The organism is Bacillus hominis (assembly GCF_030348325.1).
GTDB lineage: Bacteria > Bacillota > Bacilli > Bacillales > Bacillaceae_G > Bacillus_A > Bacillus_A hominis.
The window spans coordinates 935,584-962,195 of sequence record NZ_JAUCFS010000005.1; the positions used below are offsets into that span (position 1 = coordinate 935,584).

General features: G+C 34.9%; 27 protein-coding genes and 3 pseudogenes. 15 read left to right on the forward strand and 15 right to left on the reverse strand.

From position 1 onward, the window contains the following. The first annotated feature begins 457 nt into the window (after nucleotides 1-457). The 4 genes and pseudogenes from QUF93_RS07145 (at nucleotide 458) to QUF93_RS07160 (ending at nucleotide 3,945) form a co-directional block, all read left to right on the forward strand. Nucleotides 458-743 (forward strand): annotated as a pseudogene (locus QUF93_RS07145) (magnetosome magnetite crystal formation protein family). A gap of 356 nt (nucleotides 744-1,099) precedes the next feature. Then, nucleotides 1,100-1,576 carry an HNH endonuclease signature motif containing protein gene (locus tag QUF93_RS07150; RefSeq protein ID WP_088057752.1) on the forward strand — a complete coding sequence of 159 codons (477 nt, stop codon included), beginning with the start codon at nucleotides 1,100-1,102 and terminating at the stop codon, nucleotides 1,574-1,576. A gap of 152 nt (nucleotides 1,577-1,728) precedes the next feature. Next, complete coding sequence (locus tag QUF93_RS07155; RefSeq protein ID WP_289358299.1) at nucleotides 1,729-2,997, forward strand: DGQHR domain-containing protein; 1,269 nt, start codon at nucleotides 1,729-1,731, stop codon at nucleotides 2,995-2,997. Nucleotides 2,998-3,618: 621 nt separating this feature from the next. Then, nucleotides 3,619-3,945 (forward strand): nucleoside triphosphate pyrophosphohydrolase, encoded by a 327-nt coding sequence (locus tag QUF93_RS07160; protein ID WP_088057756.1) that lies wholly within the window; start codon nucleotides 3,619-3,621, stop codon nucleotides 3,943-3,945. A gap of 270 nt (nucleotides 3,946-4,215) precedes the next feature. Here QUF93_RS07160 and QUF93_RS07165 read toward each other — a convergent pair whose 3' ends face one another. Then, nucleotides 4,216-5,184 carry a ParB/RepB/Spo0J family partition protein gene (locus QUF93_RS07165; protein ID WP_289358300.1) on the reverse strand — a complete coding sequence of 323 codons (969 nt, stop codon included), beginning with the start codon at nucleotides 5,182-5,184 and terminating at the stop codon, nucleotides 4,216-4,218. A 371-nt stretch (nucleotides 5,185-5,555) separates the two neighbouring features. Between QUF93_RS07165 and QUF93_RS07170 the strand changes: the two genes are divergently transcribed. From QUF93_RS07170 to QUF93_RS07180, 3 genes are read left to right on the forward strand one after another with little or no spacing between them, the layout of a single operon-like run. Next, the gene (locus tag QUF93_RS07170) at nucleotides 5,556-6,416 is read left to right on the forward strand and encodes a DnaD domain-containing protein (protein ID WP_289358301.1); all 861 of its coding nucleotides are present in this window, start codon (nucleotides 5,556-5,558) and stop codon (nucleotides 6,414-6,416) included. Next, nucleotides 6,413-7,702, forward strand: coding sequence for a replicative DNA helicase (dnaB, locus tag QUF93_RS07175; RefSeq protein WP_289358302.1), 1,290 nt, complete (start codon nucleotides 6,413-6,415; stop codon nucleotides 7,700-7,702). Before QUF93_RS07170 ends, dnaB begins: the two co-directional genes overlap by 4 nt. Nucleotides 7,703-7,722: 20 nt before the next feature. Then, nucleotides 7,723-7,950, forward strand: a complete 228-nt coding sequence (locus QUF93_RS07180) for a hypothetical protein (protein ID WP_289358303.1) — start codon at nucleotides 7,723-7,725, stop codon at nucleotides 7,948-7,950. A gap of 181 nt (nucleotides 7,951-8,131) precedes the next feature. On the opposite strand, the gene QUF93_RS07185 is transcribed toward QUF93_RS07180, so the two are convergent. Then, nucleotides 8,132-9,511 carry an aldehyde dehydrogenase gene (locus QUF93_RS07185; protein WP_289358304.1) on the reverse strand — a complete coding sequence of 460 codons (1,380 nt, stop codon included), beginning with the start codon at nucleotides 9,509-9,511 and terminating at the stop codon, nucleotides 8,132-8,134. 335 nt (nucleotides 9,512-9,846) lie between these two features. Between QUF93_RS07185 and QUF93_RS07190 the strand changes: the two are divergent. Beyond that, nucleotides 9,847-10,089 (forward strand): annotated as a pseudogene (locus tag QUF93_RS07190) (IS4 family transposase); the annotation flags it as partial. After that, a pseudogene (locus QUF93_RS29005) lies at nucleotides 10,063-10,202 on the forward strand (IS4 family transposase); the annotation flags it as partial. The pseudogenes QUF93_RS07190 and QUF93_RS29005, both read left to right, overlap by 27 nt. A gap of 209 nt (nucleotides 10,203-10,411) precedes the next feature. On the opposite strand, the gene QUF93_RS07195 reads toward QUF93_RS29005, so the two are convergent. Next, complete coding sequence (locus QUF93_RS07195) at nucleotides 10,412-11,299, reverse strand: DMT family transporter (protein WP_289358305.1); 888 nt, start codon at nucleotides 11,297-11,299, stop codon at nucleotides 10,412-10,414. 188 nt (nucleotides 11,300-11,487) lie between these two features. After that, nucleotides 11,488-12,063: a TetR/AcrR family transcriptional regulator gene (locus QUF93_RS07200; protein WP_289358306.1), complete on the reverse strand. Its 576-nt coding sequence runs from the start codon at nucleotides 12,061-12,063 to the stop codon at nucleotides 11,488-11,490. A 143-nt stretch (nucleotides 12,064-12,206) separates the two neighbouring features. On the opposite strand from QUF93_RS07200, the gene QUF93_RS07205 reads away from it, so the two are divergent. Then, complete coding sequence (locus QUF93_RS07205; protein ID WP_289358307.1) at nucleotides 12,207-13,682, forward strand: MDR family MFS transporter; 1,476 nt, start codon at nucleotides 12,207-12,209, stop codon at nucleotides 13,680-13,682. A gap of 36 nt (nucleotides 13,683-13,718) precedes the next feature. Here the strand turns inward: QUF93_RS07205 and QUF93_RS07210 are convergent, their stop codons facing one another. From QUF93_RS07210 to QUF93_RS07225, 4 genes are all read right to left on the reverse strand, one after another. Then, nucleotides 13,719-14,246 (reverse strand): permease, encoded by a 528-nt coding sequence (locus QUF93_RS07210; protein ID WP_289358308.1) that lies wholly within the window; start codon nucleotides 14,244-14,246, stop codon nucleotides 13,719-13,721. After that, nucleotides 14,243-14,725 carry a hypothetical protein gene (locus QUF93_RS07215; protein ID WP_289358309.1) on the reverse strand — a complete coding sequence of 161 codons (483 nt, stop codon included), beginning with the start codon at nucleotides 14,723-14,725 and terminating at the stop codon, nucleotides 14,243-14,245. The genes QUF93_RS07210 and QUF93_RS07215 overlap by 4 nt, the downstream gene beginning before the upstream one ends. Beyond that, on the reverse strand, nucleotides 14,718-15,059 hold the full coding sequence (locus tag QUF93_RS07220; protein WP_002159060.1) for a PadR family transcriptional regulator: 342 nt from the start codon (nucleotides 15,057-15,059) through the stop codon (nucleotides 14,718-14,720). Before QUF93_RS07220 ends, QUF93_RS07215 begins: the two co-directional genes overlap by 8 nt. 312 nt (nucleotides 15,060-15,371) lie before the next feature. Next, nucleotides 15,372-15,497 carry a YjcZ family sporulation protein gene (locus QUF93_RS07225; protein WP_000540378.1) on the reverse strand — a complete coding sequence of 42 codons (126 nt, stop codon included), beginning with the start codon at nucleotides 15,495-15,497 and terminating at the stop codon, nucleotides 15,372-15,374. A gap of 200 nt (nucleotides 15,498-15,697) precedes the next feature. Between QUF93_RS07225 and QUF93_RS07230 the strand changes: the two genes are divergently transcribed. Beyond that, nucleotides 15,698-15,913 carry a hypothetical protein gene (locus tag QUF93_RS07230; protein WP_002116663.1) on the forward strand — a complete coding sequence of 72 codons (216 nt, stop codon included), beginning with the start codon at nucleotides 15,698-15,700 and terminating at the stop codon, nucleotides 15,911-15,913. 206 nt (nucleotides 15,914-16,119) lie between these two features. On the opposite strand, the gene QUF93_RS07235 is transcribed toward QUF93_RS07230, so the two are convergent. Then, nucleotides 16,120-16,335, reverse strand: coding sequence for a hypothetical protein (locus tag QUF93_RS07235; RefSeq protein WP_289375248.1), 216 nt, complete (start codon nucleotides 16,333-16,335; stop codon nucleotides 16,120-16,122). 348 nt (nucleotides 16,336-16,683) lie between these two features. On the opposite strand from QUF93_RS07235, the gene QUF93_RS07240 reads away from it, so the two are divergent. Further along, nucleotides 16,684-16,833 (forward strand): hypothetical protein, encoded by a 150-nt coding sequence (locus QUF93_RS07240; protein ID WP_000521653.1) that lies wholly within the window; start codon nucleotides 16,684-16,686, stop codon nucleotides 16,831-16,833. Nucleotides 16,834-17,588: 755 nt separating this feature from the next. Here the strand turns inward: QUF93_RS07240 and QUF93_RS07245 are convergent. Both QUF93_RS07245 and QUF93_RS07250 read right to left on the reverse strand, forming a co-directional pair. Next, nucleotides 17,589-18,764, reverse strand: coding sequence for an MFS transporter (locus QUF93_RS07245; RefSeq protein WP_088057779.1), 1,176 nt, complete (start codon nucleotides 18,762-18,764; stop codon nucleotides 17,589-17,591). Between the two features lie 284 nt (nucleotides 18,765-19,048). Further along, nucleotides 19,049-19,360, reverse strand: coding sequence for an ArsR/SmtB family transcription factor (locus QUF93_RS07250; protein ID WP_002011018.1), 312 nt, complete (start codon nucleotides 19,358-19,360; stop codon nucleotides 19,049-19,051). Nucleotides 19,361-19,554: 194 nt separating this feature from the next. On the opposite strand from QUF93_RS07250, the gene QUF93_RS07255 reads away from it, so the two are divergent. Both QUF93_RS07255 and QUF93_RS07260 read left to right on the forward strand, forming a co-directional pair. Beyond that, nucleotides 19,555-20,130 carry a CGNR zinc finger domain-containing protein gene (locus tag QUF93_RS07255; protein WP_289358311.1) on the forward strand — a complete coding sequence of 192 codons (576 nt, stop codon included), beginning with the start codon at nucleotides 19,555-19,557 and terminating at the stop codon, nucleotides 20,128-20,130. A gap of 118 nt (nucleotides 20,131-20,248) precedes the next feature. Beyond that, nucleotides 20,249-20,803 (forward strand): HPP family protein, encoded by a 555-nt coding sequence (locus tag QUF93_RS07260; protein WP_289358312.1) that lies wholly within the window; start codon nucleotides 20,249-20,251, stop codon nucleotides 20,801-20,803. Between the two features lie 148 nt (nucleotides 20,804-20,951). On the opposite strand, the gene dhaQ is transcribed toward QUF93_RS07260, so the two are convergent. The 4 genes from dhaQ to QUF93_RS07280 all read right to left on the reverse strand — a co-directional run bounded on the left by dhaQ (nucleotide 20,952) and on the right by QUF93_RS07280 (nucleotide 23,947). Then, a complete protein-coding gene (dhaQ, locus tag QUF93_RS07265; protein WP_289358313.1) occupies nucleotides 20,952-21,962 on the reverse strand; it encodes a DhaKLM operon coactivator DhaQ in 1,011 nt (336 codons plus the stop codon). Between the two features lie 7 nt (nucleotides 21,963-21,969). Next, the gene (dhaS, locus tag QUF93_RS07270) at nucleotides 21,970-22,536 is read right to left on the reverse strand and encodes a dihydroxyacetone kinase transcriptional activator DhaS (protein ID WP_000204220.1); all 567 of its coding nucleotides are present in this window, start codon (nucleotides 22,534-22,536) and stop codon (nucleotides 21,970-21,972) included. Nucleotides 22,537-22,688: 152 nt separating this feature from the next. Beyond that, nucleotides 22,689-23,819 (reverse strand): RNA-guided endonuclease InsQ/TnpB family protein, encoded by a 1,131-nt coding sequence (locus tag QUF93_RS07275; protein WP_289358314.1) that lies wholly within the window; start codon nucleotides 23,817-23,819, stop codon nucleotides 22,689-22,691. After that, nucleotides 23,819-23,947, reverse strand: coding sequence for a hypothetical protein (locus QUF93_RS07280; protein ID WP_000672785.1), 129 nt, complete (start codon nucleotides 23,945-23,947; stop codon nucleotides 23,819-23,821). The genes QUF93_RS07275 and QUF93_RS07280 overlap by 1 nt, the downstream gene beginning before the upstream one ends. A 682-nt stretch (nucleotides 23,948-24,629) precedes the next feature. On the opposite strand from QUF93_RS07280, the gene dhaK reads away from it, so the two are divergent. After that, nucleotides 24,630-26,381 carry a dihydroxyacetone kinase subunit DhaK gene (dhaK, locus tag QUF93_RS07285; protein WP_289358315.1) on the forward strand — a complete coding sequence of 584 codons (1,752 nt, stop codon included), beginning with the start codon at nucleotides 24,630-24,632 and terminating at the stop codon, nucleotides 26,379-26,381. Nucleotides 26,382-26,612 lie beyond the last annotated feature (231 nt).

Below are 26,612 nucleotides of genomic sequence, written 5' to 3' on the forward strand. Positions count from 1 at the left end.
TTGTCAAATTTTTTTAAAATTCTTAAGTGATTTTCATAGGGATTAAGATGGGGGAATTCGTAACTAGATAAATTTTTAGTATTTAAAGAGTAAGTGTATAGTTGATCTTTTAATTTATTGGAGGGTATAATAAGAGAATCATAAAATTGAAAGGAGGAAGAGGGTTGGACTTTATGATTCTTTTGACCGGTATCTCAATTTTATTTCTCCTCTATTGGTGTGTTGTGAATCAATATATTGTTGTTAAATGGAATGCTATTGTTAAGAAATTTAATGAAAATGTGGTATTTGGGATATTTATTACATGTATGTTATTTTGGCTGCAGTATTTATTTCAAATGTTTTTTGATAGATAATCATTTTTTTTATAAAGAACTATAGTTTATTTCTGGCACCTCCCCCAACGTCACCCCCTAACCTAAAGAAGACAAATCAAAAAAGGGGGACAAAACTACTCATGAAAACCACCATAAAAGAAAAAAGAACGACCATCATCATGTTACTACTCTCAGCAGCAATAGGAATCTTTTCACCACTACTCATGTACATCAAGCTGGCACGTAAAAATGAAGTTTACAAATACCATTGCCGAAAAGCATTCAACTTTCATTTGTTAATCTTTCTTCCATTTAATATTAGTTCGCGTATTAGTGATGTTTTGTTTTAGATTGTATGAGGTAGTTCAAGTGATTATTGTTGCGTGGAAAGTAATACGTGACGAGCCATATTGTTATTTCATTTGAATTCCGTTATCTAAAGAAGATAAGCATGTAGTGGAAGGAGAATAGGTGATGAAACAAGAAGTGGAGATAAGGGGAAAGCGAATTTTTGTTATGATTGCAGTGTTGTTTGTTGCTTTACTTTATGTAAAGCTCCTTCTAAAAACCTCTGATCATCTGTAAAATTATGTATGTTGAGATTGACGCTTATATCAAAAATATAGAAAAAGGTATAATTTAATCATAAATTGGATAAAACTGTTAGTAGGAGTACAAGCAATTATATCAAATTATTTGCTATTTGAGTTTTTATCAAAGAGTAACAAAGAACATCAAACCTCTAAGAGATTTGATGTTAAATCAATAGAAGGTGATATTAAGTGCAGAAAGATTTAAACAGAACTATTGAGCTATTAAAAAATTTCGAAATTGATAGAAATAAGCTTTTTCTACAAGTTCTCCCATATATACAAGAAGTGATTGTAGATTTGCTTCGACCTAGTGAAGAGGAATTATTAAGTTGGAAAACCAGTAATTTGGGTAGGATCTATTTTAGAGATTATTTAAGTATTAAATGTAAAAAAATGCCGAACGAAGAGCAAATTAGTGCCCTTTGGAATTATTATACGGGGAATACGAACACTCGACGTAGTAAATCACTTGTTAAACTATTTAAGCAAATAAATCCTAACGAACAATTTTGTTCATATTGTCAGTCTGATAAGAATATAGTGGTGGACCACAAGATTCCATTGGTTAAAGGTGGAGTGGATGAGATTAAAAATATGCAGTATCTTTGTTCACCTTGTAACTTAATGAAACTTGGGAAATATGATTACCTAGAACTTATTTGTTAAAAAATAGCATGAATTTAGTTATTTTTAAAAGATTAATCATAGGTGGTTATATAAAAGAGCAATCATTATATTTTATATAACCACCTATGATTAACTATGACGTTGAAGGTTTTAAGTTTTTACTTTACACTATTTGAAAGGATAAATTTACTATGAAAAAAGCATACTCAAAGAAAAAAGAAGAACTATTAAGGTTAGTGACAGAAATTCGCAAAAACGTAGGGAATACTTTAAAACTTAAATTGGTGAAATTAGAACAAGGAAATGAGTACGAAATGTATACCAGCACAATTGCTGTTAATGAATCGATTGCTTTGGTTCGTCGAATTCCACGGGACTATGATAATCCAGGAGGAATTCAACGTGCACTTAAAGATGTGAAAATCAAAGAAATTTGTGAAAAAGCACTAGATACTGCAAAATTTTCTTCTCCCAATGCAGTTATTATGAACTTATATACAAACAGAGATGGACAGCGCCCTCATTTAGCAGATATCGTTACGTTTGAGCAGTCACTAGTTACACCCAAAGAAGCCGTGTATGTGATTGATTTAATTAAGTATGAAGAAAAATTAAAAGCTATTACAGCAGATGAAGATGGTTATTTAAATGCTGAAGATGAAGCATTACTGTTTCTAGGAGTTCTTATTGATTCACATCATCGTACCGAAGGGTTTTACTTAGCTGGTCGAATGGAAATTGAATTAACAGTCACAGTATACTTAGATCTACCTAATAATGATATGGCTCGTATTTTTATTGACATTAATGAAAAACAAGAAAAACCTAGTCCAGTTCATACACTAGCAATGAAAGCTATCGCTGGTGTTCTTGCAGGAACTGACGAAACTGCTGATACTATCATAAAAGGGTTAAACGATAATCCACAGTCAATTCTGTATCAACGGATTAAAGATATAGATGGTAAACGTCCAGAAAGTATGAAAAAAACTTACGTAACTAACAGCACATTCCTAAAGTTACTTAAAGACCAGATCATTCCATACCTATCTACCGATATGAGTAAAAGCCGGCAAATTGATTTACTTAATGACTACTTCACTGCTTGGAGTCTTGAATTCCCTGAAGCTTGGGAAGATACAAAACATCACATTTTAGTAAAATCTATGGGTTTTCAAATTATGATGCGCTTGTTCAATACACTCCATAGTCGAGTTTCAGTGTCAGGAATAACTCCTAATATAACAGTTTATCGAAATGTAATTAAAAAGACTTTAAAAAATGGAAAAACTTTAAATATAGAAGGAAATATGGAGTTCCTAATTAATTGGGAAAGTGGTTGTTTTGGAGGTTACTCTAGTGGTAAAGGTATTGGTATTATTACGACTGCATTAACACAACATATAGCAAGTCAAAATTTTGTTGCTCCTATAGTACCAAGTAAGAAAAAAATATCATAAGCCTTTAAGATAAAAATCCTGATCTGGTAGCAGGATTTTTATCTGTTTAAATTGTTTTCTAAAGGGTCCTCGAACTAAAGTTCTCTGGAGTGCTGCTCCCGCACCAGGGATAGGTCGTCCTCTAAATCAAAACAATGAAAAATAGTTATAGAGCCTAATGCAATTAAAAATTAGACTCGGTTAAACGATAGTGTTGATATTTTATCAAAAGAAAAAGAACCAAAAGGCTCTTTTTTGTTTCTTGTTTCATTAATGCCCCCGTTAGTATAAGTATAATTCCTCACAATCTTATTAGAGTTGCGGCGGAAACTCTCCCTAATTTACTTATCAAAAAAGATACATAAATTCCCTTTTTAGTAAAAAATAAATATAAAAGACGCCTATGCAGATCATAATACAAAAAAACAAATATTTAGTAGAGTATTTGAGAGCGACAGTGATCGAGTCAAGAAAGTAGCCTTAGATCAAGTATTCAAAAAAGTACAATACATTGATTATCAATACTATCATCGAAGTTTCCAAAATATAAAGTCAATAAATAAAGAGATTGAAGATTTAAAGAAAAAATCCCCAAAAGTAGAGAAAGCTATAATAGAAGAAAAATCAGCGGAGGAAAATCCCATGCCAACCTACAACAAGCTAATCCGAAACAAAATCCCACAAATAATAAAAGCTAACGGAAAAACACCCACAACAAGAATCCTACCCGAAGACGAATACATAACAGAACTCTGCAAAAAAACAGAAGAAGAACTAACCGAATACCTAGAAGCAGACACAAAAGAACATAAACTCGAAGAACTATCCGACCTACTAGAACTAATAAACGCCCTAGCCGAACACGAAGGCACAACATTAGAAGAAATCAACGACATCCGCAAAAAGAAAGCAGAAGAAAGAGGTGGCTTCTCAGAACGAGTCTTCTTAATCGAAGTAACCGATAACTAGTTCCTACCAAGTAATAAATCACTAAGAAAAAAGACAAAAACAACTACTGTAGTTTTCGTCAAAAAGATTTGAAATAATAGGCTGGAAATTTGTTCGTCCTTCCTATATATTACGAAGGACCTTTCCATTTTTGATATGCGGATATCGTCTTCATACATATTTTAAAAGAAGAACAGCAACGCTTAAATAAGCGTTGCTGTTCTTTTGATTCGTAAAATTCAAATAACATGTCAATACTCTTCAGAAAGACAGAATAGATTACAGTAGCGATTAGGATTTTTTATCAATCTTAATTAATATTGTATGTTCTTGATGCTTTTTAATAGTAGTGGAAAATGTTTTTTGGGGAGGGGTGGATGAAGGGGGAGGTAATCCAATTGTATTAGAAATTATTTTTATTTTTCTTTGTAGATCTTTCTTTTGTACGGGAGTAAGGTGATTAACAAAGTTATGACAGCAACTATCTATTACTTTATCGAATAGACGGAGAACTTTATCAAATACATACTGATGAGCTGAGAGAGTGTGTTGTTGTTTTAATGATCTTGTAAAAACAATATCTTTCAGTCTTTCGTTATTTAAACTTTCATCGCCGATCATATCGTTAATACAGTCTCTTTGAAAATCCTTTGAGGATTTATTAAATTCATCTAACTTGGTAAATGTTTTTATACTTTCTACATTGTTAGCATTTATTTTGCGTTTAATATAAATATCAGCTACATATTCTTTATTTTCAGGATGTATATTTGTTAAATGGTGGATCTCAGTTAACCCATGTATTCCAGCTCTAGATTGTTCTGCTCTAATTTTCCAATGGGTATTAACATCTTTTCCATTAATGTATTTTTTTAAGGTCTTTTTTTGTATGTTACATTGCTTAGCAATATCGTCTTCTGTATAACCATCATCAAGTAAAAAACTAATCATTCGTTCTACCTCATAACCTGTTTTCTTTTTGGATTTTAATTCAATACGAAGACGTTTTAGAACTCTAGAGTCTTTTGAGGTGAGTTTTTCCACTTTGCATGTTATGACTGGAATATTTAAATGTTTTAAAGCCCAAAAACGACGATAACCTTCGACTAATATAAAACAATTTGAATTTTTTTCTTCTACAATAAGTGGTTTTATTAATCCATGTTCTTTAATGTTTGTAGCAAGATTAAAATCCTCTAAATTCTTTCGGAATCCATCTTCTAGTTTAATATGTTCTAAAGGGATGTTTTTGAATTTCAAAAGAAACCACCTACTTGCTTTAAGATTTTATTAATGGATATTCAATAAGTAATTTGTACGATTACTTAACTTATAAATTTATTGTTGCAGGTAGTACAAAGAGAGCGAATGAGTTTAAGCTACTAAAAAGAAGAACGAAACCGCTTCCAAAACAGAACTTTCCTAATCAAACCAACCACTACTAAGCCCCTCCCAAGCCCCTACCAAGTAATAAATCACTAAGAAAAAACACAACAAAACAAAAACAACAACAAACACCGTAGTAGTAGTCAAAAAAAATTTGAAATAACACGCCAAAAACCGGGCCCTCCTTCCTATATATAGTACAAAGAGGGATTTTTCATTTTTGAATGGAGACGGGAGGAACTTTGATGGCGGTGTATCGTAATGTGCAGGTGAATTTTTGGCAGGATGATTTTGTTTTGGATTTGACGCCGGAGGAGCGGTATTTCTATGTATACTTGTTAACTTGTTCGAAGACGACGCAGTGCGGGATTTTTCCTTTTCCGAAGCGGTTAGCTGAGATGGAGACGGGTTATAACAGGGAGACTGTTGATAAGTTAGTGCAGCGTTTTATTGATTATGGAAAGATCCTGTATGATGCGGAGACGAGGGAGTTATTCGTTTTAAATTGGCTTCGTTATAATCCTGTGACGAATACGAATGTGGAGAAGTGTGTGCTTCGTGAGCTGAAGGGCGTGAAGAATAAGGAGTTTGTACATATGTTTCTTCAGAAGTGTGAGGAGGAGGAGCTGAGTGTTCCGATGCTTTTAGCACATTTCGGTATGCCTGGTGATTTGGCTATCCATGATGTTGATCCAGTTTGCGATGAGACAGGGGAAGAAGAGGTTATAGAGGAAGAAACGGGAAGTAAGGTGTTCACGTTTTATGAGCAACATTTTGGTAGTTTGTCTCCTCATACGGTAGAGGAACTGAGTGCGTGGATGGTTGATTTGTCAGAGGAGCTTGTGCTGAAGGCTCTTCAAATTGCGCATGAGAATAATAAGCGAACGGTTGCTTATGTGAAGGGGATTTTGCGTGGTTGGCACGGAAAGGGATTTACGAAAGTGTCTGAGGTTGAGGCGGATACTGCGAATTTTCGGAAGAAGGGGTCGTCTGTTAGTACCGGGGAGACGGAGAATTTTTTGGCGAAGTGTGAGGAGTGGGAGAAGAATGCGCCGTCTGAGGAAGAGTTGCAGCGCTTTTTAGCGGAACGCGGGTGGCGGCCATGAGTATTCAAAATGTGGAGGCGGAAAAGACGGTGTTAGGTTCTCTATTACTGGATGGAGAGCTTATTAAGGAGTGCCGTTTGACGGAGCAGTATTTTTCTATGCCAGTGCATAAGTCTATATTTCAGCTGATGCGAAAAATGGAAGAAGAGGGGCAACCGATTGATCTTGTGACGTTCATTTCTAGAGTAGATCCGAATTTTTTGAAAGGGATCGGGGGAATGGAGTATTTTATAGGGTTAATGGATGGTGTGCCTGCTACTAGCAACTTTTCTTATTATGAGGGACTTGTTCGAGGTGCCTGGAAAATGTATCAGGCGGGTGTTCTCGGACACAAGATGGGAGAGCGTCTTATTGCGGAGAAAGATGAAAAAATTATTGGTGAGACGATTACGGCACTTTGTGAGTTAGAGGAAAAGGACTGCGTGTGTGAGTTTGATTTGAAGGATGCGTTAGTTGGTTTGTATGAGGAGCTTCATCAAGATAAGAAAGAGAATACTGGTATTGAGACTGGTTATACATCGCTAAATAAAATGACGTGCGGATTGCAGGAAGGTGATTTTGTCGTTCTTGGTGCACGTCCTTCTATGGGGAAGACTGCGTTTGCGCTAAACGTTGGACTGCACGCGGCGAAGTCTGGAGCGGCGGTTGGATTGTTTTCATTAGAGATGAGTAGTAAGCAATTGTTAAAAAGAATGGCGTCTTGCGTAGGTGAAGTGTCAGGAGGTAGGCTGAAAAATCCGAAGCACCGTTTTGCGATGGAAGACTGGGAAAAGGTGAGTAGGGCGTTTGCGGAGATTGGGGAGTTACCACTTGAGATTTACGATCATGCAGGCGTTACGGTGCAAGATATTTGGATGCAAACTCGTAAGCTAAAGAGGAAGCACGGTGATAAAAAGCTTTTAGTTATTGTAGATTATTTGCAGCTTATTATGGGCGATCCGAAGCATAAGGGCAATCGGTTTCAAGAGATTAGTGAGATTTCTCGTAAGCTTAAGTTATTAGCGCGTGATTTGAATGTTTGTGTAGTAGCGTTGTCGCAATTGTCTCGTTCCGTAGAGTCACGTCAAGATAAGCGACCACTTTTATCCGATTTAAGAGAGACGGGACAAATTGAGCAAGATGCGGATGTCATTATGCTTATGTATCGTGAGGATTATTATGATAAGGAAACGATGCAGAAAGAGATGACGGAGATCCATGTGGCGAAGCATCGGAATGGGCCTGTGGGGAGTTTTAAGCTGCGATTTTTGAAGGAGTTTGGGCGGTTTGTGGAGAACGGGAATTAGTTGGAGAGGAAGTTTGTGTTTTGAAGAACGGAGTAGAAGCAGCTTCAATTATTAAAGGAAAAGAGAAAGGGAAGATTGTTCGTTTAATAATTGTAGAAAATACAGATCTTAAGACGAAAAAAGGAATGGACTTGGTAGTAAGAAAAAGATTTCATCAATATCCTATAACAGTAGTATTAACTTCATTAAAATATCTCTTTTTTTGTATGTTATTTTCATTTTCTTTGGCGGTTCTGGTGCAAAGATAAAATAAAGCATTACATGCATTTGTATAAGCTATAATATTGCTAATGCTTATCCCTGTTCCTGTCCTGTTTAAACATCGCTAAACAAATGGATTAGGTTGTTACAAGGTAAAGGGAGTCCATTCTACTGGATTCCCTTTATTATTTCTTTTTTAATATCAACATTAATGTTTAACAAATCGTATTACTTAAAAATCTTTCGCAAAATTTTAATTTTGTTCCTATACGGTGGAAATACAAGCCCTAAATCTATCCTTGAGCTTCTCTTTAAAATGCTTTTACGATGTGAAAAAGCATCAAAACCATGTTTGCCATGATAGGCGCCGAATCCTGCATTTCCTACCCCGCCAAAAGGTAAGTGGAGATTAGCCATATGTGACATTGTATCGTTGACGCATCCTCCTCCAAAAGAAATTCGTTCTAATACTTGCTTTTCAACATTTTTATTTTCAGTAAATACATACAAAGCTAACGGTTTGGGATGGGTGTTAACCGTATGAATGACTTCATCTAAATCATTGTAATCCATAATTGGTAAAATCGGTCCGAAAATTTCTTCTTTCATAGCTGCATCATCCCATGATTTTACTTCAAGAAGTGTTGGTTCAATATATAAATGGCTTCTAGATGAATTCCCACCAAATACTATATGATTTTTGTCTTGCTCTAATATAGAAATAAGTCTATCGAATTGTCTCTCATTAATAATTCGGCCGTAATCATCGCTTTTTAATACATCTGATCCATAAAAGTTTGTAATGATTTCTTTCATTTTCGAAATTAGTTTTACTTTGACAGATTTATGTGCAATAACATAATCAGGTGCAATACAGGATTGGCCAGCATTTATGAATTTTCCCCAGATAATGCGCTTAGCTGCTATATCGAGGTTGGCAGTTTCATCGACAATGGCTGGTCCTTTTCCGCCAAGTTCTAATGTTACTGGTACAAGGTTTTTTGCTGCAGCTTCCATGACAATCTTTCCAACTTGAATGCTACCAGTAAAAAAGATATGGTCAAATGGTTCATGAATCAATAAAGAAGTGATTTCCCGGCCTCCTTCAATTACACGAATGTATTGTTTATCAAATGTTTCACTTATCATTTTGTTAATTACAGCTGAAACATTTGGTGCATTTTCTGAAGGCTTGAGAATTACACAATTTCCTGCCGCAATTGCCCCAATGAGAGGTTCAATTAATGATTGGAATGGATAATTAAAAGGTCCAATAATTAGCACGGTACCATATGGCTCTTTTATTATGTAGCTTTTGGATGGGGCAAAATGAATAGGTGTTTTTACTTTTTGAGGTTTTATCCACTGTTTTAGGTATTTTATTATAAAATTGATACTATTAAATGCGAAACCAACTTCTGCAGCGTATGCTTCAAACTCGCTTTTGTGTAAATCTTGATATAATGCGCTCAGCACTTCACTTTCATATTTTTTGATGGAATATTTTAGCTTTTTTAACTGTTTAAGCCGAAATTGAAGACTTTTTGTATGATCATGATGGAAAAATTGTCTATGTTCTTGAAGAAGTTGTTGTATATCATCAACCATTAGGAAATCCCTCCAATAGCAAGAAAATATTCACATACCATGTCCATCAATTGTATAGAGCATTTAATCCACATATCCTATTTACTAATGCATCCGTTTGTTGATAAAGGCTACTTTTAAACTAAGGATGATAATCTTAGAAAATGTTGATATCTCATTAAAAAGTAACTTTAGACTGAAAAGATATTTTTTATGTAGCGTAAAATCTTTAAAAATTTCTCCAGTAGACCTGTAGGAGTTTTTTGTTTACATAAGTGGATTATTGGACTATAAATTATTACTAATTATCAGCTTTTGATGAATTAGAATTGTTTTCTAAAGAATTGCAACGATATATGTCACCTGATGCTTTAGAACAATTAGCTAGAAATACAGGATTTGTGCAACGAAAAATAAATACCGCACACAAGATTTAGTGGCCCTATGTATTTGGTTCAGTCAAAAACATAGTTCATACTTTATTGACACGATTATGTAGTTGATTAGAAGCGAACATAGGCATTTCTATAAGCCTAGAAGAACTCAATCAATGCTTCAATTACTCCTCAATAAAAAGAAGCCGAGAACTAAGTGAATATAAAACAACCTAAATCAGTAAGGATTACTATTTATATTTCAATCTCTACAATAAAATGCCCAAGAGCTATCAAAAATCTTCCTTCGTTTGTTTAATCTCTTACATAAAAATGGCTTCCTTTTGTCCCTTATCAAATAAGGGGTTGTAAAACATTTCTGATTGAGCTTTATTCTAAACTAACATCAGCAACAGGAAATAAAGTTCCTGTCGCTGAATAAAATGCATAGCACGATATACTCCAGTCACCTGAATATTCTTGTGAGGGAAAGACATCCACGTTGAGAATAATACAAACGAATTCTCTCAACGTGGATGTGTGATTATTATTCCACATTCTTCTTATAATTAAGCTTCAACAACCCCTTAAAATCCACCTCAGCAATCAACACACTCAGCAATATAAGCGTCGCTCCTAAGTATCCTTTTCCTGTAAGTGTTTCCCCTGTGAAGACGAAAGCAAAGCCTGCAGAAAAGACAGGTTCTAATGAAAAAATAAGTCCTGTATGTGTAGGCGTAGTGTATTGCTGGGCAATCACTTGCACGATGAATGCGACTGCAGTGCAAAATATGCTTAAGATTAATATGATGAGCCATGAGTCGATAGTGCTAGGAAGTTTTGGTGTTTCTATAGTGAATGAAAAAATAAGACTAAATAGGCCGACAAAACCTAGTTGTATGACCCCTAGTGCAATGGAATTCACATGTTTTGTTACGTTTCCAGTAATGATGACGTGAATGGCATAAAATAGGGCGGACAGTATGCAAAATATATCACCGTTACCGATCTTGAATTCACTCGTCAATGTTAATAAGCCGATTCCTATTATCGTTAAAACTATTCCTAATATTACTTTCTTTTCAGGAATGTGTTTTAAAAAGATAGCTGATAATATGGGAATGAAAATGACTGTGAGACATAGTAAGAAACCTGCATTAGATACGCTTGTATACTTTGTACCAAACGTTGCGAAAATGTAAACGATAAATAAAACAGAAGCCAATATAAATGCATATTTTACAGTTTTAAAATCAATCTTGAATAAATGTTTGTAAAATATTAAACCTGATAAAAGAAAGGCAATAATAAATCGTAATGCGATTAAATTATATTCTTCTATGTCATCAAGTCCAAGCTTTGTAAGTAGGATGGATGCACCCCAAAAAAATGTAACTAGTAGTAGCATTAAATCCGCTTTTAATTGAGTTCTCATTTCTATTCCCTCGTTATGTATAATTTGTGATATCCGTAGCCCCATTTTTTATTTTAATATTAATTCTGAATATTTGGAATAAAAATTTATCGACGGTTTTTTCTCTATAATAAAGAGGCTATTGTATAATCCGGTCCAATCGGTTTATACAATAGCCTCTTTCCTATGGGCGTTTTTTGATGTTGAAGTTATTCCTTTTCAAACTGAAAAATATTCCGGTTAATGAGTTGATGGAAGTGTTTATCCATTTCTGCTGCAGAAACTTTTCTTTCATTTTGAAACCACCACGCACTTAATGTTGTGATGACCCCTGAATAGAATTCGGTAATTAAATCGTTTGGTATCGTATGATTTTTGCACAGTCGATTTAACGCTTCCGTTTCCTGTTTTCTTGTGTCATGACTTAAATAATGTACACGGCTAATAAATTGTTCATCAGACATTTGCGCCTCAAACATTTTACAGATTTCTTCATGATGCAAGAATTGTTCCATCACTTGAAATGGTTTGCTTAATCGATCTAAAAGCGGTATTTCAGCAATCATTTCGTTATATCGTTTAAATCCAAATGCTAATAAAGCATCTTTGTCTTCAAAATGTTTATAAAAGGTTGTTCGGTGTACCATCGCGCGATCGCATATTTGGTTAATGGTGATGGCACTATATTTTTGTTTTGGTTGCGTTATTAATTCAAATAAGGAATTCCATAGTAATTTATGTGTACGTCTAATACGTAAATCAAGTTGCTTTTCATTATCGTTCATCTACAATTCTCCTTTTTTGTAGATTAAATATACAATGGCTGAAAATTGATTCTCCCTTTTTAATCTACATATGTATATTATATTACATGTGTTCCGGTGTATATAAAGCTTTTTTAGTAAAAAAACAGGAGGAGAATCAATACATGAATATGACAACTAAGAGCCCTACAAGTGGCAAAGTTGATACTTCTAATATGAAACATACGCCCATTGTAATTGCATTACTTTTAGGGGCAATGGTTGCATTATTAAACGAAACGTTACTTGGTAATGCGTTAACTGTATTAATGAAAGAATTTGACGTAACAGCTTCAACCATTCAATGGCTTTCTACAGCATACATGTTAGTTGTTGGTGTTTTAGTACCGATTACAGCGTTACTTCAGCAATGGATCACAACGAGACAAATGTTTTTGATCGCGATGGTAACATTTTTAGTCGGTACATTAATTGCGGGATTCGCACCGACATTTGCCGTTTTGTTAGTCGGGCGTATTGTCCAAGCAGTAGCGACGGGGTTAATTTCACCGTTATTAATGAATACGATTTTAATTATTTGTCCGCCTGAAAAACGTGGTGCGACAATGGGGTTAATCGCACTCGTTATGATGTCAGCTCCAGCAATTGGTCCTACATTATCTGGAGTAATTGTTGATTCACTGAATTGGCGCTGGTTATTCTACTTTGTCGTTCCGATCGTAATTATTTCCATTGTAATTGGAATGAAGTACATTCAAAATGTTTCAGAGTTAACAAAGCCAAAAGTAGATTATCCATCTATTCTTTTATCAACATTAGGCTTCGGCGGGATTGTGTATAGCTTTAGTGCATCCGGTGATTTAGGGTGGTCCGATCCGAAAGTGTATGGTGCTTTAATTGTTGGGCTTATATCACTATGTATTTTTATCGTGCGACAATTAAAAATCGATAATCCAATTTTAGAACTACGTGCATTTAAAGTTCCGATGTTTACATTATCAGTTGGATTAATCATCATTGTTATGATGTCCTTATTTTCAACGATGACTTTATTACCGATGTTTCTGCAAACAGTTTTACTCGTTACAGCCTTTAAATCAGGATTAATAATGCTTCCAGGAAGTATTATTAGCGCCATAATGGGACCAATCGCAGGCAAACTATTTGATAAATTTAGTCCGAAAGTTATTATCGTTCCCGGTATTGTGTTAGTAGGAATTGCAATGTTCTTATTTAAAGACATTACTCCTGACACATCAATGCTACAAATTATTATCATGCATAGCGTATTAATGGTCGGACTCATGTTTGTAATGACAGCACAAACATATGGATTAAATCAATTAACACCAGATCTATATCCGCACGGAACAGCGCTGTTTAATACGTTACAGCAAGTAGCTGGCGCAATTGGTACAGCTATATTTATTTCGAAAATGTCTTCGGGAACAACTAAGTATATGGAAAGCTCCGCAAATCCAATGGATCCAGTAGAGAAGTTAAACGGTTTAACATCCGGCTTCCAAGGTGCATTTACACTTGGGTTAGTCTTTATTATTGTTGCTTTTATCATATCGTTGTTCTTAAAAGAAGAGAAAAAAGGAGTAGAAGCAGCGGGGGTTTTACAGAACGAAAATTAAGGTTCATATAAAAAGACATCTTTTCGAGATGTCTTTTTACATTTCTTTCGTTATATCATACTGCAACAACTGCCCCTGATCATAAAACTTCTCAAAAATAAGACCCATTACATAGAAGAATACTAGACCGAAGCCAATATGAATAAGTGTAAATGTAGCTCCGAATGAAGAAAATTCATACACCATAATTGGTAATTTCGCAGTTGTCCAAACGCCTAAGAAAAATACGATGTATCTAATGCTTGCGCCTTTTTTTAATAATAGTGCTGCAATCGGGAAGGCAACATAGAGGGGACCAGCTGCAATTCCGCCTAATAATAGAGAAAATAAGATGCCATATATGCCGGACTTTTCTCCCATATATTTCATTAGTGTTTCTTTCTTCACCCACTGATCAAGTAACCCTACAAATATTAGGACAGGGGGGAGTAGAAACAACATATCTAAAATGCTATTACCCGTTAATTGTAATGCGCTCCATCCTAAAGATTGGTTTATAAAAGTTAATAAGAGGAGCCCAAACAGTAATATGAAAAAGAAGCGATATCTTTTTAGTTCATTCATACCATCACCACCCAAATGATATATGAGAATAGGAGTGACATGAGTAATGCAGATGCATTACGAGCGTAAGCAAAGCTTCGTCCGAATATCTTTTGTTCCATCGGCATGGTTGTAAGTCCTACTGACATTAATGTAGACATGAGTGCCGCAACCTGGGGAAGGCCTGCGCCATGTTGGACTAATGTATTACCAAGTGGGAACACGACAAAGCTTGGAATGAGTGCAACGGAGCCGAGTATTGCTGAATAAATAATCCCTATGAATCCGGATTGTTCTCCAATGATGGAAGAGATGAAGGACGGTGTTAATATAGAAAGTGATAGTCCAACGAAAAGCATAATGGAGAGCATGGCAGGGAGAAGGTTTCGAAATATTTTCCATGATTTTAATAGGGCAGCTTTCGTTTTATTACGATCCTTCATAAAAGAAATCCCTGTAAGAATAATGGCCAAAGTGTAAAGGATAGCGCCATTAATCATGATTAGATTCCTTTAAGTCTTTATATTTGTCTAAGAAAAATGATAAGTTTTTCATTTTTTCCTCAATATCCATTTGAAAATCTGCTAATTGTTCTTTTCCAGCAGTAGTAATTTTGTACATCTTTCTCGGCTTATCTGGAACTGATGTACTTACATAAGATTCAATAGCACCTTCGTTTTCTAATTTCTTCAGCGTGCGGTAAAGGATGGCACTATCAATTGGATTGACCGGAAGTTCTTCTTCACATTTCTGAAGTAGCTGCCCGCCATAGTTATCACCTTCTGCTAAAAATAACAAAAGAAATGCACCTGTATGTCTTCCTGTATGTTTCATGAATATACCTCCTAGAATGAATTGGAATATATACTGTTAATGACAGTATACTGTTGTTAACAGTATATGGTGCATGAAGTGCTATGTCAATTTTAAAATGTGCAATTCAAATGTTACTGATTAGAAAGGGTGATCCCTATTCTAATCTTGTTAAATAACAAAATAAAAGCCTACTGTTTTCCTGTGACAGTGGCTTTCATAGTTGGTAAACTACTATATTACGCTTAGGGAATCTCGCCTTTTGATAGTAACACATATATGTTAGTTGCATATTGAGAAATAAAAAAAAGACACTCTCAAGAGTGCCTCTTATTAGCAGCCGATTCCGCCGCCCCAACAGCTAGCTCCAACGATGATTAATAAAATAAAGAGCACAACAAGTAAGGCGAATCCACCGCCAAAACCACAGCCTCCACCACAACTACCACCATATCCCATATTAACTCCTCCTTCCATAAAGTCCATATATTAATGGATTTAATTCACTTTATGTTTTTACGGATAAACTTGAGCAGGTCCTTTTGAAAAATAAAAGGTACTTGGTATTTTAAGAGAATTGACAAACTTATTTTTGTCACGAGTATTACGTCGTTTACATATTGTATTTTATTCTGTGCATTAGGAGAAAGGAGATCTTTATGGCTAATTCTGAGATGATTTTACGTTTACTTACGGATTTAAAGATTGAACAGCAGGCTCTGAGAGAACAGATTGAGAAAATACAGACAGCTTTGACTACTCTTGAAGAAAAGTCAACTACTATTGAAGAAAAACCAGCTGTTACAAAGCAACGTGGACATTCTGGATTTCCAACATCTTTTCGTGATTGGAGAGCATCTACTCAAAGGGATTAAGGAATCCCGTTATAGTACGTTATACAAAATCATAAATGAAAAAGTACAGTCTACTGTAGTTAAGACAGAGGCTGTACTTTTTGCTATGCTAGTATAAGTTGTGATAGGTGGTTTATCTATTTTGTAGAAAAATCACTTATGTGAACTGCAAGCCGATAATCCAAATAAGAATGCGCTACATAATAATGATGTTAATAACTTTTTGTTCATAGTTTGTCCCTTCCGTCCAAAATAAAAGCACTTTCATGGGTGCCATAATGATTTAATAAATCTATATTTTTCTTTATGTGTATTAAATGTTTCGTTTTATTATATTGATTTTTGGAGGGGGAAGGAAACTTAATGAGGATTTCTTCGACTTGATACTCGTTTTTCGTTTTTTTTATGGCTGTATCAATGTTTTCGAAAATTTCATTACTCATATTTACAATAAAATTCTTTAAAAAATAATAAAGTTGTTTTATTATAATTGGGGTAGTGTCAGGAAAATGCGCATTTACAACGATAAGCATTTTGATATAAGTCTTATGAGACATTATGAAGTCTAATTTAAAGGTGATTTGATTATGTACCAATAGGCTTTACTCTATTGAAATTGTGAAGTTTCCTACTTAAACTAACGGGGCAGATTAGTTGAATAAGGTAATATTTGGATTAAAATAGATATAAGTAGAAAAACTAATAAAGTAATAAGGTTTACTTCAGTAAATAAGGTATATTATATTTGTTGAATAGATTTTTTTTAAAGACAAGAAAAGTAGGTGAACAAAGTGGGAAAATATCAATTGGATTACAAAAGTCAGGTAGCTGTGGCAAAGTTTCATGAAAAACAGACGCCTGCCAAATTTGATAAAAAGCAGCAACTTGAAAAATTGCGTGCGGAGTATTTGAAAAAGAAGCAAAAACAAACAGATAAATAATATGTTACGTTTTTATGTATATGGTGCAAACAAACACAAGAAAATAGGTAAGTTATCCATCGTTTAAATATATACAGGCTATTTTTTCAAACCTCTTACTTAATGAACTAACGCATGCGTTAGTTCATTAAGTATAACTAAAAAAGTCGATTCCTTGAGTGAAGTGCACCCCAATTGTTAGACACAGTCTAACAATTGGGGTGCACTTCATATAAGAGTGTCTTTTCCGCAATAATTGATCAGGTCCTTTTGAAAATAAAGAAAAGACACCTTAAGGTGCCTTTCTCCGACTTGAACCATCTTAATTTTAATAATATGTATTGGACTCCCATCCAAATATTATTTTACCATGTGAAGTTGTTTTATTCATTGAGAAATAAAATTCAAATCTATATTTTGTTGTTTTGGGAAATATTGCACATCAATCGTTACAATACACTTTTTAGTTTTTGAATTATTTCTCTTTCTAAAAGTTGAAATTAAAAAGAACCCCATAAATGATAAACCATTCCACTAACAAAAAACACTAATCCTAAAACAAAAACAATTAAAGCGAGTACTCCATTTTTATTATGTTCCATAAAATTAGCTCCTTTTTATAGTTGTTTATTTTTTGTAGAAAAAAGCCTTTAGTCATAATTATGGCTAAAGGCTTTGATCATCATACTTTTTCGTTTATAAAATTTCACAAGAAAAACAACTTGTATTTTTATATAGAGAAGAATGTATTGAGTAAAATTCAAATTGAAAACGTACTAGCTTGATAATGAAGCTTGGCTATTAGAATTGAAAAATTTTAGTTTTATTATAATTAATAGAAATGAAAGTAGTGTAAATATAAATCCGCTCCAAATAAGCTGGTGAATACCTAGGTTTGAAATGAACCAGCCTCCAATAGTTGTTCCTAGAGTAATTCCGAGGTTTGAGAAGGAAACGAATAGGCTATTACCAAATTCAGGTGCTTCTTTTGCTTCACTTATGAACCAAGTTTGACCAACAATTAATCCGCCAGCATGTACAATTCCCCAAATGAATACCATGAAAATCATTGGAACAAGGTAGGAACCTAAATAATAAACCAATATGTAAACAACAGAATATAGAATAGGGAATGATATTACGGTGTTTACTATGCTTTTTTGCAGGAGACTACCAAATAAATGATTGCCTAAAATCATAACTATACCAAATATGAATAGCATGATACTGATGAGCGATCCATTCATAGAAGTTACTTTTGCAAGGTATTCAGCGAAGTAGCTGTATACGGAAAACATGGCTGCAAAAAGGAATGTGACGGTTAAAATATTTAACCATAATCCTGGTTTTCTAAGTATACGAATTTGTTTGCCGAAGGACATTTTTTCTGTAACAGGCATGGAAGGAAGTGAGATTAATATTCCAATGAATGCAAGGGCGTTAACAAGTGCTCCGAATAGGAAAGCAATTTCTAGTGAAAACTGGTCTGCAAGGTAAGAGGTTAATGGTACACCTAGAGCAAACCCAACTGTAATACCCATGAAAACTTTTGTAACAGCTTGACCACTTTTTTCTGGAGGGACAAGTTTAGCAGCAGTTACAAGAGCGATTGAAAAGAAGAGTGGATGGAGTGCTGCCGGTAAAATACGAAAAATAAGCATGATTTCAAATTGTGTTGTATAAGCGTAGATTATATTTGAAATAACAAAAATAAAGATTGCTGTTAATAAAATTATTTTGCGATTAATACTAGAGACGAGCAGAATTAAAAACGGACCAGAAATAGCAACAACTAGTGCGAATATACTTACTAGAAATCCTGCTTGTGCAGTTGAAATGCCAAATTTCTGAGTGATTTGTGGTAATACACCGACAATACCCATTTCGGTAGTAATAATCCCGAACACACCTATTGCGAGTGTCAGAATAAGTAAAGGATTTACTTTTTTCATTTATAAAACTCTCCATTCGTATCAGTATTTTGAAAGTAAATTCATTAAAAAAGAAATGTGCATTATTACATGATTAGATGTCAATATTATTAGGCTTATGTAATTCAAAATACAATAACAGATATCTAAATAACTAGATATGATATATGAAAAAAATTTCTCCTTTCTATGTTTCTTGCTTATATAGGTAGTGCAATTTTATAAAAGAGTAATTGGACACCTATAAAAAAGCAGAATGTGTGAAAGCTACTAATCAATTGGTAGGTTGCTTAGTAGCTTTTACTTTATAATTCGTTTTGAACGTATTCAGAAAACTCTCGTATTGTTTTTTCATTTCGACGATAGTAGGTCCATTTTCCAATTCGGTCAGAGTCTAATAGTCCTGCTTTTTTCATAGTTAATAAATAACTAGAAATAACCGATTGGGCTAAACCAGTTTTAAGCTGGATATCTCCAACACACACGCCAACTTGAAAGTTAAGGCCTTGCTCTAGATAAGGTTTTTCATCGAAATGGTTTTCTGGATTTTTCAACCATGATAAAATTTGACATCTTGTTTCATTTGATAATGCTTTATAAATTAATAAAGGTTCCATAAGGATATTATATCTACTTTTATAGATTTGTAAATGGGTTTTGGTGATTTTAAGGGAAGAAAGTATTCATATCTCCTTTTAAATGTGAATGAGGCGCTTTAGCCATGGGGCTTTTTTCTGGATGTGAATTTATAAAAAGTTGCACCGTCATATTGCTTTAGAATATGATTGTTTAAAGAGTAGGTGATGAGTACATGCAGGAAACAAAACAATTCCCGCTTATATCTGGAAATCTCTCATTAGATTTAGTAAATACAGAGCTAGTTAGGCGTGGGCAACGTTATGATTTATTAATAACAGATGAAGATGTATTAGAATGGCTACGTGTAGTAAAGGAGAATATTCCTTTTGACAATGAAAAGGTACTCCAAGGGCGAACGAATCAAGTTACATCTAGCATATTAGAAATAAGAGAGATACTGAGAAAACAGTTCGAAGCAATTGCTGATCAGCACGAAATTTCTAATGATTTTATTACGTATTTAGAAAAACAAATTGAGAAGGCGCCATTTACATATAAAGTCATTGAACAGCGTCTCGTACCCATCCCAGTTGGAGAAATTGAGGATGTTCTCGTATCATTAATTGCATTTGATACTTTAACGTTAATAGCAGAGAATAAGCTTATTTCTCTTAAAAGGTGTTCAAACCCTGATTGTGTTTTATTATTTATAGATAAAAGTGGAAAACGAAAATGGTGTTCTATGAAAATATGTGGAAACCGGAAAAAGGTAGCAAAATTTCAGTATCGAAAATCTGAAGAGGTTTAGGGAATCAACTTATATTAGTTGATTCTTTTTTATTTTTATTTTTAACTAACCGTTAAAATCGATATTTACAGGTTAGTTATTTCTAGTTATAATGATTGGTAAATAAAGGAGGAGAACGATGGATAATATAACAACAGTTAAGCAGAAAGAGACCCAGCCGATAAGCGTACGATATTTTTTAAAAATGAAAGGGAAAGGGAGAAGTCCATTACAAGTAAATATAAAGGATTCTTTAACGGGACTACTGGGGGGATTTTTAACAATTCTCACCTTAACATATTTAACGAGTATAACCTCTACAGAATTGCTAATGGCTCCATTTGGAGCGAGTTGTGTATTAGCGTTTGGAGTTTGGAATGCACCGCTATCTCAGCCGCGTAATATTATTGGAGGACATTTGATTTCAACTTTCATTGGTCTATCAATATATCATTTGTTTGGGAATGAATATTGGACAATTGCTTTAGCAGTGGGGATGGCAATAGCCGTTATGATGTTAACGAGAACAACGCATCCTCCGGCAGGGGCCGATCCAATTATCGTTATTTTAGGAGCAAACAGTTGGAGTTATTTAGTAACACCAGTTTTAGTTGGTTCCGTAGTTATTGTAGTTATTGCTTTATTCATTAATAATATGAGTAGTAAAAGAAGCTATCCAACTTTTTGGATATAATTTGTAAAGAGAAAAATAATTTAAGTGAGTATTCTATTTAGATTACGTTCCATAAAATTAGCTCCTTTTAAATTTGTTTTTATATAAAAAAGCCTTTAACTTGTAATCATAGCTAAAGGCTTTTATCATCGTAATTTTTAGTTTATTGTTACCAACTGCTCGTGCCATCATTTGCCTTTAACCACTTCACCCAATCCAAATCCTCTACCTTAAGCAAACTGAGCGAAACACCCTTCATATCTAAAGAAGTTAACAGCGTACCAACCTTCACGAACTTCACATGTAAACCTTCCAGTTCACATAAACGGCGAATATCATTTGCGAAAATGTATTGTTCCATTAGTGGTGTCGCGCCTAATCCGTTAATAAGAATGGCGAAGTTGTCTCCTTTTCTCCAGCGATAAATGCTTTTTAATTTATTCATCAGTTCGATCGCTAATATTTCAGAAGAGGAGAGTGCTTCTTTACGGTAACCTTTTTCACCATGGATGCCGACGCCATAAAAGACTTCATCATCGTTTAATGTGAATGAAGCTTTTCCCTGCACGGGATCATTCGCAGGTGAAAGGGCGACTCCTAATGTGTGTAAGTTTTTGATGACAGCATGCCCAAGCGTTGTTAGTTCTTCTAAAGAATGACCTTCAAGAGCGGCCGCACCTAATATTTTTTGAACGAAAACAGTGCCAGCGACGCCGCGTCTTCTTTTATTAAAAGAAGCATCATCTTCAATTGAAACGTCGTCATTTACGATGATGTGGTCAATTTGTCTTCCTTCTTCTTTTGCAATTTGCTTTGCTGCTAGAAAGTTTGCTACGTCATCTTTAAAGTTTTTAATGATGAATAAAATACTCTTATCTTTTGGCATAAGGCGAGTTGCCGCGATAATTTGTTCCACTGTAGGCGGGGTGAAGATGCTGCCGTTTACTGCCGCTGTAAGCATTCCTTTTCCTACATAGCCAATATCAGCGGGTTCGTGTCCGCTACCGCCGCCGCTTATAATAGCGACGTTTTGCTTCATTTTTTCGATATTTTTTACATAAATGATGTTATTTGTTTCGTCATAATTTACTTTGTCGTTATGCTCAAAATAAAAGCCATGCAGCATATCTTGAACGATATTTTGTACATCATTCATAATCTTTTTCATTGCTTTTGCCATCCTTTGATTACTTTGCTGATTGCTCAAGTAATAGTAGTAATTGATTGTTTATCATATTTTTCATGAGAGAAGACATAATAGACGGATCTACTTCGCACTTGCTTTCAATCCAATCTTTTATCGTTCCAACGAAGCCGTGACTATAAAAGGAGGCAATCGTATTTTTTGTCTCATCAGAAAGGCTGAATCCACAGCTCACAGATAATTCATCAATAATCTTCATATATAAGTTTTTCGTATGCTCAAATAAATAGTGATTAAACGAGTTTTGCTCAATGACTTTAAAAGCATTTCGGTAAAATTTTTGATTTTCGTAAAAGTAATCAAATAATAAATCAAAAATGTTTTCCCACGTTTCATAGTCGAGAAAGTCGATAATGTTTTCCTTCGTTTCTTCTCTATAAATCCAGCTTAATAGTTCAAATTTATCTTTAAAATGATAATAAAAAGTTTGCCTACGCATTTGACAGTGTAACATAATATCGCTCACTGATATTTTATGAAACGACTCTGTTTCCATTAAATACTTCAATGAATTCGCGATTATCTTTTTAGAAATTATAGAAGAGGTCATCTGAATCATCCGATACGATAAACTTAACTAAATCTATACAATTCAATCAAATTTACACAAGTTAGTGCTTCATCGTGTTCTCGCAGCCCCAAAGGGACGAGGGGTATAACACTCCACACGAGGCAGTATCGTTACCTCCTATTATCAAGCATTTATTTTACCCATCTTGATAAATTTATCGAAGCATTTACATCCCTATCGTGATGGCTATTGCACCCAACACAACACCACTCACGTATTTTTAAACTCCACTGTCCTTCTGGTTGAACTGAATGGTCGTATTTAACTCCGCAACACGAACAAATCTTGCTTGAGGCGAACCATTTATCAGCTTTTACATACTCAATGCCATACTTCTCGCACTTGTATGATAAACATTGAAAGAAGAAGTGTAATTTTTGAAATGAAAATGCTTTCGATAGTTTTTTGTTTTTTAACAGGTTTGAGATAGGTAAGTCTTCCACAACAATCCTCATTGGTTTGGTTTTCACCAATTTAGCTGTTGCTTGATGGATATGGTTATTTCGGATATTCGTAATTTTCCTAGATAACCGCAGGTGCTCAGTTTTCGCTTTTTCATATCCGGCAGATTGAATTTTTACACCTTTTTTAAATCTCCTAGACATATCTCTTTGCGCTGACTTTTTCCTTTTCAAAAGTTTTTTAACCTTGGCATCTTTGTTTATATTTCGTTCTTTCATACCATTAGAAGCTACAAAAAGCTCTTTTAAACCAACATCCACACCAATCGACTCATTGGTTAGTTCTTGTAATTCAAAGTCTTCTTGGAATCCTACACTAATCCACCAGTGACGACCGTCAAATGTAACTCTTGGATTGGATGGTTTTTTGTTTCTTGGTAGTTGTTGGCTTGTTTTCACTTCTCCAATAGACTGAATATGAACTACTTTCTTTCCTATAATCAGTCTTTCATAATTGGCATAAAATCCTTGGATTAAATCTTTTTTGGATTTATAAGAAGTGTGATAACCATTTTTGTACTTTTTGAACGAATGTTTCCTCGCCTTATCAAAATCTTTTGAAGCCTGTTTGGGAACTTGTGCGTTGATGTCATTTAACCACTCATATCTCTTTCGCTTCTTGATCTTTGTAAATCGTTTCTGTAAAGCTAACTGTGAAACAGATTTTCCAAATAGCTTATAGTATCTATCACTCATTCTTTTACAATAGTTATAAGCGAATCTTGCAGCACCAGCATGGTTTCTAAGCACTTTTTCTTGTTCAGGCGTTGGAATCAGTCTGACTTTTTTCGCCAATATCATCAGAATGTAACTCCTTTAATGAAAGATTTGTTCTTCTGAATAGTAGCGTGTTCCACCAGCATTCTCCTTAGACTACTCGGATGCAAACCTGTTAATTCTGATACTTGACTAACTCGTGAAAATTTCATTATTATTCTCACCTCATTGAACCTAACGTAGCACATATGTTCGATATATTCAATGAAGTTTGATAGATTCAATAAAATTTATCTCGTTCAACTAAGGGCGCAATTCCTTAGCCAGTTCTCTTATGAACTTCTCATGTTTTCACATGAGCGCAGACTATATGTTTATCTACTTAGAGATAGAGGATTTTTCCACCACCATAGGCTTGTGATGTACTCTCGTCAGTTATACGAGATAGTCGTTGAACGTTCATCTTATCTATTTTGACTTAGATGATTCGAGGCGGAAGACCCATTGTTCTAGTGTTTAGGATTTAACCTTGCACGATCTGATTGATTTTTTCTGCTTTCGCAACGTTCACGCTCACCATTTCTAGCCACGTTGTAGTTCAATCAGCTTTAGGGATTGCCCGCAGTTAACCCTCACTACTAGCCAATCACTTGACTAGCAGGGCTTACTGATATATTTAATTAACTTTAGTTATAATTGGTTAAATAAATCGTAACAGTTAGTTACCCTAGAATGTTAGTAATATGAAAATCCTACCCATAAATGAGAGCGGTGTCTTTAGACAGATTGTCCATTTTGTCCGTTTACTATAAAACGCTTTCATTCTAACATGGATAGTAAGAAGAAGATTTCAAATATATCACAATATATTAAAGGAATTGAGGGAGAATCACAATGAAAAAGATTATAAACAAACCAGAAACATTAGTAATGGAAATGTGCAACGGAATGGTTATGGCTCATCCAGAGCTTGAGCTTTTGAAAAAATATAAAGTGATTAAGAAGAAAGAAATGAACGAGAATAAAGTAACGTTAATTAGTGGCGGCGGTAGTGGTCACGAGCCAGCGCATGCAGGTCTAGTCGGAAAAGGAATGTTAGACGCGGCAGTGTGCGGAGATGTGTTTGCTTCTCCCACGCAAATTCAGGTATACCAGGCGATTAAAGAGACAGCGAGTAAAAAAGGAACGTTATTAATTATTAAAAATTATAGCGGCGATATTATGAATTTCAAAAACGGTGCGCATTTAGCGACTGAAGATGGAATTGAAGTAGACTACGTAAAAGTGGACGATGATATTGCGGTAGAAGATAGTCTGTATACAGTAGGACGCCGCGGCGTTGCGGGCGTTATTTTAGTTCATAAAATTGCTGGTGCAGCAGCGGAAGCAGGTATGGACCTAGGAGCGGTGAAAGCTATCGCAGAAAAAGCAGCGGCTAACGTGCGCACAATCGGTTTAGCGTTAACTTCTTGTACAGTTCCAGCGAGCGGATCACCTACTTTTACACTTGCGGAAGATGAAATGGAATACGGCGTCGGTATTCACGGTGAACCAGGTATTAAGCGTGAAAAAACGATGTCAGCTGATGAACTAGCTAACCGTATGACAAATGATCTTGTAAAAGATTTAGGGGTAAAAGAGGGCGAAGAAATTGCGCTTCTAGTAAATGGTTTTGGCGGAACACCACTACAAGAACTTTACTTATTTAACAACGCAGTGACGAGAGAACTAGCTGCTAGAAACATTAAAATTAATAGAGTATTTGTCGGTAACTATATGACGAGTATCGACATGGCTGGTATGTCTTTAACAGTAATGAAGTTAGATGATGAGCTAAAAACATTACTATCTAAAGAGTGTAATACACCTGCATTTAAAGTAGATGGACCGGTTGAGAGTGTAGAGTACGTGAATGTACTTGAAGATGTAGAAGAGAAAGAAGTTTCCTTCGAAATAGAAACAGCGGAAGAGCACGCTATGATTAAAGATAATGTCATTACATTAAACAACATGATTTATCTCGTTGATAAAATGAGCGACGTTATTATTAAAAATGAAGTACCGTTCTGTGAGTTAGATACACATGCAGGTGACGGCGATTTCGGAATGAGTGTTGCGAAAGGATTTAAGCAATTAAAACGTGAGTGGCATTCTATTTTAGGACAAGAGAATGTAACGATCGGATCGTTCCTTGATGGTTGTTCGATGATTATTATGGAACATTGCGGCGGCGCTTCAGGTCCAATTTGGGGCGGTGCGTTCCGTGCAGCTAGTAAAGCAGCAGGCGAAAAACGTGAGTTAACAGTGAAAGAGTTCGCTGAAATGTTGCAAGCAGCACTTCAAGGCATACAATCTATCGGTGAAAGATCGTTCGGTAGAGGAGCGGTAGTTGGTGACAAAACGCTTGTTGATGCACTTGCTCCATGTGTAGACTCTTGGTTAAACAGTGCTTCAAACGGAGTAGACGTGAAAACTGCCTTTGAAAAAGGAGCAGAAGCAGCGGTTAAAGGAGCAGAGTATACGAAAGAAATCGTAGCTCGCATGGGCCGCGCCGGTACAGTTGGTGAAAGAAGCTTAGGATATCCAGATGCAGGTGCACATGCACTTGGAGTTATCTTTACGGAGATTGCGGGTAGTTTGAGATAGGAATGATGTTAGTTTGAAAGAATCCCCTTCATGGTAAGTTGTTTACTGTGGAGGGGATTTTATAGTTGATTGATATATAAATTCGCTAGATGCTCTCTCCACAAAGATATGTATTTTATAAATACTGAGATAAGGATTTTAAAAGAAGTAATATGAGTCCATGTAAATATAGAATTAATTTTGTTAATTCTTTGGTTGGATTTTGCTATAGATTTAAGTATTGCCTCATTT